Source organism: Aurantimonas sp. A3-2-R12, assembly GCF_036016755.1.
Taxonomy (GTDB): Bacteria; Pseudomonadota; Alphaproteobacteria; order Rhizobiales; family Rhizobiaceae; genus Aurantimonas; species Aurantimonas coralicida_A.
On sequence record NZ_JAYXIH010000085.1, the window covers coordinates 1 to 6407 of the forward strand.

At 61.2% G+C, this 6407-nt stretch carries 7 protein-coding genes; 3 read left to right on the plus strand and 4 right to left on the minus strand.

Annotated elements, in window-relative coordinates; all coding sequences use genetic code 11:
* Nucleotides 1-102: 102 nt before the first annotated feature.
* Nucleotides 103-903 (minus strand): hypothetical protein, encoded by an 801-nt coding sequence (locus tag VSX60_RS21710; protein WP_327626331.1) that lies wholly within the window; start codon nucleotides 901-903, stop codon nucleotides 103-105.
* Between the two features lie 177 nt (nucleotides 904-1080).
* Between VSX60_RS21710 and VSX60_RS21715 the strand changes: the two genes are divergently transcribed.
* On the plus strand, nucleotides 1081-2274 hold the full coding sequence (locus tag VSX60_RS21715) for a hypothetical protein (protein WP_327626332.1): 1194 nt from the start codon (nucleotides 1081-1083) through the stop codon (nucleotides 2272-2274).
* Between the two features lie 373 nt (nucleotides 2275-2647).
* Here VSX60_RS21715 and VSX60_RS21720 read toward each other — a convergent pair whose 3' ends face one another.
* The gene (locus VSX60_RS21720; RefSeq protein ID WP_327626333.1) at nucleotides 2648-3097 is read right to left on the minus strand and encodes a GatB/YqeY domain-containing protein; all 450 of its coding nucleotides are present in this window, start codon (nucleotides 3095-3097) and stop codon (nucleotides 2648-2650) included.
* 383 nt (nucleotides 3098-3480) lie between these two features.
* Here VSX60_RS21720 and carA point away from each other — a divergent pair, with 383 nt between their 5' ends.
* The gene (gene carA / locus VSX60_RS21725) at nucleotides 3481-4668 is read left to right on the plus strand and encodes a glutamine-hydrolyzing carbamoyl-phosphate synthase small subunit (protein ID WP_327626334.1); all 1188 of its coding nucleotides are present in this window, start codon (nucleotides 3481-3483) and stop codon (nucleotides 4666-4668) included.
* A gap of 97 nt (nucleotides 4669-4765) precedes the next feature.
* On the opposite strand, the gene VSX60_RS21730 is transcribed toward carA, so the two are convergent.
* Nucleotides 4766-4903 carry a hypothetical protein gene (locus VSX60_RS21730; RefSeq protein WP_327626335.1) on the minus strand — a complete coding sequence of 46 codons (138 nt, stop codon included), beginning with the start codon at nucleotides 4901-4903 and terminating at the stop codon, nucleotides 4766-4768.
* Nucleotides 4904-5198: 295 nt separating this feature from the next.
* Between VSX60_RS21730 and VSX60_RS21735 the strand changes: the two genes are divergently transcribed.
* Nucleotides 5199-5444: a helix-turn-helix domain-containing protein gene (locus tag VSX60_RS21735; protein WP_327626336.1), complete on the plus strand. Its 246-nt coding sequence runs from the start codon at nucleotides 5199-5201 to the stop codon at nucleotides 5442-5444.
* Between the two features lie 31 nt (nucleotides 5445-5475).
* Here the strand turns inward: VSX60_RS21735 and VSX60_RS21740 are convergent.
* The coding region (locus tag VSX60_RS21740) for a pentapeptide repeat-containing protein (protein WP_327626337.1) at nucleotides 5476-6407 on the minus strand (932 nt) is incomplete at its 5' end.

Genomic DNA, 6407 nt, shown 5'->3' on the forward strand with positions numbered 1-6407 from the left:
AATCTGATGAAACAGCCTTTCCCATAGAGCACCTCCTGCTCACAGAGAATCAAACCGAACATCAAATGGGAACCCGTCGATTCAAATTATTCGCCGGATGCTCTAGTCCACGAGTGCGTTGACGCGCGACTGACGGAATTGATCCCACGAGTTCGCACCGTCGCCGATCGTCGAAACCTGCATTTGGGACGCTTTGATTTCCACCGCCCCGGGCGCTCGCTTCAGAAACTCATACGCAAACTCTTTGTTCGCTGCGGCGCCATCGGTCGGCTTCGAGTACGCCAGCATGAACGTGTAGCTTTGAAGCGCGACGTGTCGGATGAGCTTGCGCCCCATGCCCGCTATGGCGACTTCGGAAATGCCAACCCGGTTCAGCCGAGGCTCCCAGATTTCCGGCACTTCGTCTTCACTACCGAGACGGACACGCTCGGCAGCCGGTATCGGCGCCGGATACGACAGCTGGAGAAACAGGCGCACAGACCTGCCAAGTCGATCGTTTTCGCCGCGTGTGTAGGGCAGCAACGCCTTAAGCGCGAAGGTGTCGGGGGCTAAATGAATGCGCGCGGAGTTGTACGCCATCTTGAGCAGCCACCGCTTCAGGCGGTGAAAATCATAGGTGAAGGTGACCTTCTCATAGCGTTGTCGGATGACCGAGAACTGATCATCGAACTCCCGGCAAATGTAAGCATCTAGGTCGGACATGAAGCCGTTATTGCAACGGCGACACACGTCCTTCAGACTCGGTTCGCCCTTTATGTCCTTGCCCAGACGCCTCAGCCAAAAGACGTGGCTAGCTTTATTGGCTTTCTGCAATCGCTGATGAAGAGCCGTAGGAAAAAGGTGTTCCCGCGTACGTGGCTCTCTGGTTAGGCCGCAGTAAGCGCACTCCCAGGTGTCGGTCATTTAGGGCCTTCGTATCGATCAACACCCATGCGGGACGATGCCGGATTGATTGGACCAACCGCGTAGTCTTCTAGCTTCCCACTGCGTAGGATTTGGACCGGAAGTTTGCTAGCCGTTGCAAGATCGCTAAACTCGTGAGTACCTTCGTTCAAAATTCGTTGATCATAGGTCTGCCGTATGTCGCAGAATTTCGCTTGGCGAAGTGGTTTCAGCCCGAAGGCCATTCTCAAGGAATTCGACAAGATTCGCACCCTCGGCCTGGCCAATACGTCGTTTCTCGCCCAAGAGTACGAGTATTGGCTGCCGATCTTAATCACCGCCCTGAAAACCGCAAATGGCGTGGACGAAGTCGAGAAGAACGGGGCGATCCGGCGAGCACTAAACGACCGCACCGTCGATCTAAACAAGCAGAACGTTTTTCCCGACCACTGCGAGCGCCATTACCAGCAGCTACTGGCGCGACCCTCGATCGACTACCGCCTGTTCGCCTCGATCACCTACCATGGCCCCAAGCTCATCAATTGGCTCGCCGATGAGGGTAAGCGGGTCTTTTGGGGTCCCTCAGAAAAATCGAAGTTCATGATCAAGGCTAACCGAGCCCGAGCTGACACCCAGGAACGGCGCCACAGGCAGGGCGTGCGTGATCCAGCCGACACTCTCGACCCCATCATCGTGCATGTTACTGCGCGCGACATCCACAGCGCCTACGAGAGCGGCATCGAGACGTTGGATCGCCTTCGTGGCCTTCTCAATCTCTTCACCAACAGACGTGTCGGCCCAAAGCACTCTTGGTACACCGATGGACCGCACGCGATAAATCGCTTCCGGCTAGGTCCCTATCAGACCATCCACAAGCCCGATGGAGGTCTTGCCGCGGAGATATTCTGGTATGAGCCGCGGTGGGTCCACGAAAGGGCCTCGATGACCTCGCCAATGGGTGACATCGGCCGAAGCCAGAAGGCGATTATGGGCTGGTGGCACAAAATCCAGCACTCGCCATTCCGCAAAGAAATCGTGTCCGGGTTAGTTCGATACTGCCGGGCTCTTGATCAGCACGACCACGACGCCTGCCTGTTAGGTCTTTGGCAGGCGGTTGAACAGCTTGCAGGAACGTGCCGGGCTGACTACGACAGCACGGTGCGCCGGGCAGCAAAGGTCGAGAGCAACACCCTGATTGGCCACCAACTCGCGCAACATTTGCGAATTCGCCGCAACGGCAACGTTCATGCGGCCAGATCGCCAGGAGAGGATGAGCGCGACATGATCCTCTTCCAGGCGGAGAGATTGGCCGGAGAATTCTTGCTCTTTCACATTCAGAACAAGATGAAGTTCAAGTCACACCAGGAGCTGGTGGCTTTCCTCGATACCTAGCCGCAACCCGCACAGCTCGCTACCGCCTCATCCGGACAAGCCTACTGACACGGAAGCATTGTAGATTCCCCGTTCCTTCTCTATCTGTTTTCAGCTGCGGGAGAGGTTTACTGGATGTTGCGGCAGATTGACTACGAAGGCTTCGCAATCGACCCCGAGTTGGTGGTGGCGTTGGTGAGGAACCAGGGCGCCAAGAAGATGCGGCAATAGAGACCTGCGCCACCGCCGGAGTGAGAGACTATCGGGTGCAACGTCGGCGGAATGCCCCGTTTGGTCAACGGTGTTCCGGAAACGGACCGTCATCTTCCGGCCCGAAACAGACTACCCTGTCACGAGCATCTGGGGTCGCCTAGGGTTCAAAAAGAACTCCCCCCTACCGCAGCAAGCCCTTCACCACCGTCGAGGCCTTGCCGATGTCGAGCTTGCCGGGAAAGCGTTCCTTGAGGGCGTTCATGCAGCGGCCAACATCGCGCAGGCCCTTTGCGTCGGTCTCCTCGACCACCTGCCGGCAGGCCCGTTCCATTTCGCTCGGGTCGAGCTGCGGCGGCAACAGATCGCGGATGACGGCGATCTCGTCGCGCTCCTGTTCGGCCAGTTCCAGCCGGCCGCTGTCCTCGTAGTCCTTGGCGGATTCGACCCGCTGCTTGATCATCTTGACGAGGATGTGCAGCACCTCCTCATCGCCGACCGGGTCGCGCCCGGCATTGCGATTGGCCACGTCGCGATCCTTGATCGCCGCGTTGATCAGCCGCAGGGTCGAGATGCGGCGTTTGTCCTGGCTTTTGGTCGCTGTGTTCAAAGCGTCCGCGAGATGCTCGCGCATGGTGGTGACTTTCGCGTTTCGTCAAATCCGCCCGCGCGGACCGAAGTCGGCCAGCGTGGCGCGTAATCGACACCTGTTCTTCACGTAGGTAAAGCCCCGGTGCCCCTACAAGCCGGGGCGGGCTTCGATCTTGACTGGGCCTGTCTCTCAATTGCATCGGACGTGGCGCCCGAATATGCCGCACCGGCGACCATCCGCCAATGACGACGCCGCCTCTTGCAGTGCAATGCGGCGCGGATGTAGAGAATTGCCGGGCGGGGCGCAAGGGCGGTTGCGCCAAGGCAGCCATGCGCCGATATCATGGCGAACCGACGCAATGCCTGGCAGATAGCGCCCCGATTGTGGCAATGCGCGGGCATATCCGACGACTGAAAGGTGAGACCATGACCGACGGCTGGACGACGCGCAAGACAACCGCGCTCCTCGTGCTCGCGGACGGAACCGTGATCGAGGGCTTCGGCCTCGGCGCGTCCGGCGCGATCGAGGGCGAGGTCTGCTTCAACACCGCATTGACCGGGTATCAGGAAATTCTCACCGACCCCTCCTACAGCCGCCAGATCGTCACCTTCACCTTCCCGCATATCGGCAATGTGGGCGCCAATGCCGAGGACCAGGAAGACCTGACCCCGGCCAAGGCGTCCGGGGCCGTCGGCGCGATCTTCAGGGCCGACATCTCCGAACCGTCGAACTATCGCTCGTCGGGCCATCTCGACGCATGGCTGAAGGAGCGCGGCGTCATCGCGCTGTCGGGCGTCGACACGCGGGCGCTGACGGCGCTGATCCGCGAGACCGGCATGCCCAACGCGGTGATCGCCCACGATCCGGACGGAAACTTCGACCTCGACGCGCTAAAAGCCCGCGCGGCGGCCTGGGGCGGTATCGTCGGGCTCGATCTGGCCAAAGAGGTCGGCAGCGGCGACACCACCGTCTGGGACGAAAAACCCTGGGTGTGGAACGAAGGCTATGCGGCCGAGGCCGCGCCGCGCTACACGATCGTGGCGATCGACTACGGCACCAAGCGCAACATCCTGCGGCTGATGGCCGGCCAGGGCGCCAAGGTCGTTCTCGTGCCGCCGACGGCGAGCGCCGAGGAAATCCTCGCGCACGAGCCGGACGGGGTGTTCCTGTCGAATGGTCCCGGCGATCCGGCCGCGACCGGCGATTACGCCGTGCCGACGATCAAGGCGCTGGTCGACAAGGGCGTGCCCGTATTCGGCATCTGCCTCGGCCACCAGATGCTGGCGCTGGCGCTCGGCGGGCGGACCGAAAAGATGCACCAGGGCCATCACGGCGCCAATCATCCAGTCAAGGATTTCACTACCGGCAAGGTCGAGATCGTGTCGATGAACCACGGCTTTGCGGTGGCCGCCGATTCACTCCCCGCCGGCGTCGAGGAAACCCACCGCTCGCTGTTCGACGGCTCGAACTGCGGCCTGCGCGTTGCCGGCAAGCCGGTGTTCTCGGTCCAGCACCATCCGGAGGCCTCGCCCGGCCCGCAGGATTCGCACTATCTGTTCCAGCGGTTTTTCCGGATGATCGACGATCACAAGGCCGGCAAGATCGCCGCCTGAGCCTGGCCCCCGTCAAAAAAGCCCAAACGCATGAAGGCGCCGGAGCGATCCGGCGCCTTCATGCTGTCTATCTATAGGTGTCGGTCCGTCGGCGGGCTTACGCCGCGCGGAACCGCATCAAGAGCCGCTTCATCCAGCTGCGGAAGCCGCAGCTGAAGGTGGCGTGACGGTGCAGGTCGTCCCTGCCCCGGTCGCCGCCATAGGAAGAGCGGCCGACGATGATATCCGCTAACATGTTCGCGCTCCTCGTTCGATGTTGGCACCCTAGCGCCCGAAGCCTTCCATCCGATTAACTTCAACCTGAAGGAATGATCGTCGCCCGATTGCAATCCATTCATAAATGCGCACTCTGTGCGTCAAGTCAAGCAATCATTGCGCACGAGGTGCATTTTTCGGGGGCGTCGAGCAAGCGAAACCGTGACCGTCGAATCGACTTTGCCAAGGCGACGATCTAAGCAGGCCCGGCTTTCTCGAAGCTGGTCGCCGCGGCGGCGCGGCCGCACGACGTGGCTGCATGGAGGGGAGTTCCGATGGACCCGGAGGCTTTTCGAACCTGGCGCAAGTCGCTCGGGCTGAAGCAGAAGGACGCCGCCGAGCGGCTCGGCCTGAAAAAGCGGGTCATCCAGTATTACGAAAAGGGCCACCGCGACGGCAAGGCGGTGGAAATCCCCAAGACCGTCGAACTCGCCTGCCTCGCTTTGTCGCTCGGCTATGACAGCTATGACGGGAGTTTGCCGCGAGGCGCGGCGGCGCGCCCGGCATCCGACGCGGATTGAGCGGCGATCCACCCGATCCATCAGGAGAGGCTCATCGCGACCCCTCGGTCGTCGCCGGATGCCGAGCCGTGGCCTCGGCATCGACCTTTTGCTTGTTTGCCTTCCTGACAATGTCCTGCAGCGCCGTCCTGGCCCCATCATCGATCGCAACCGCACCGGGACAGGAATCCGATGTCGCATCGAGCAGGGTTTTCGCGGCTTTTGCGAACGGAGCATTCGCGGCTTTGAAGGCAGGAGCGGATGAAATGCCGGTCGCCGCCCGATCGCGAAGCCGCCTTGCAATTCCGCTGGATACGTAACCGTCAACGCCAGCATTGCACGCGGTATCAACCAGAACTTTCAAGTGGATGGGCAACCATTCCTCGAAAGATGGGCCGTCCTTTTCCAGCCGGCGCCAGGCATCGACTGTTGCCCCGTCCTCCTCCGGGGTTCGCGCATCCATCCTCAGCACGTCCAGACGCCTCAGAAAGATATCCTTCCGATCACCCTCGGGAATGGCTTTCGCCCATGCTTCGATGAGGCCGCTCAAATGCTCGGTGCCGAGGGGAACGAGATCATCGTCCGAAAAAGTCTTTGGCCGGACGACCGGTGCGGCCTCCAGGTTGGTGATGAAAGCCCTCTGGACATCTAGCGCGGCGCCCGGAACAGTTCGCCAGGAAAAAACGTTCGCCAGCGATGTCCCCTGCAACTGCGCGCTGTGCAGCGACGCCCCTTGCAGTTGCGCCCCGTCCAGCGAAGCCCCTTGTAGCTGCGCGCCCCTCAGCGACGCACCCTGCAGCTGCGCATCTTTCAGCGACGCCCCTTGCAGCTGCGCATCTTTCAGCGACGCCCCTTGCAGCTGCGCATCTTTCAGCCACGCCCCTTGCAGTTGCGCCCCGTCCAGCGACGCCCCCTGCAGCTCCGCCCCAAGCAGCGACGCCCCCTGCAGCTGTACCCCGTCCAGCCAGACCCCCTGCAGCTCCG

Coding starts and splice junctions, on each gene's coding strand:
- carA (WP_327626334.1), top strand. CDS start 3,481: ATGACCGACGGCTGGACGACGCGCAAGACAACCGCGCTCCTCGTGCTC.
- VSX60_RS21720 (WP_327626333.1), bottom strand. CDS start 3,097: ATGCGCGAGCATCTCGCGGACGCTTTGAACACAGCGACCAAAAGCCAG.
- VSX60_RS21735 (WP_327626336.1), top strand. CDS start 5,199: ATGGACCCGGAGGCTTTTCGAACCTGGCGCAAGTCGCTCGGGCTGAAG.
- VSX60_RS21715 (WP_327626332.1), top strand. CDS start 1,081: ATGTCGCAGAATTTCGCTTGGCGAAGTGGTTTCAGCCCGAAGGCCATT.
- VSX60_RS21710 (WP_327626331.1), bottom strand. CDS start 903: ATGACCGACACCTGGGAGTGCGCTTACTGCGGCCTAACCAGAGAGCCA.
- VSX60_RS21730 (WP_327626335.1), bottom strand. CDS start 4,903: ATGTTAGCGGATATCATCGTCGGCCGCTCTTCCTATGGCGGCGACCGG.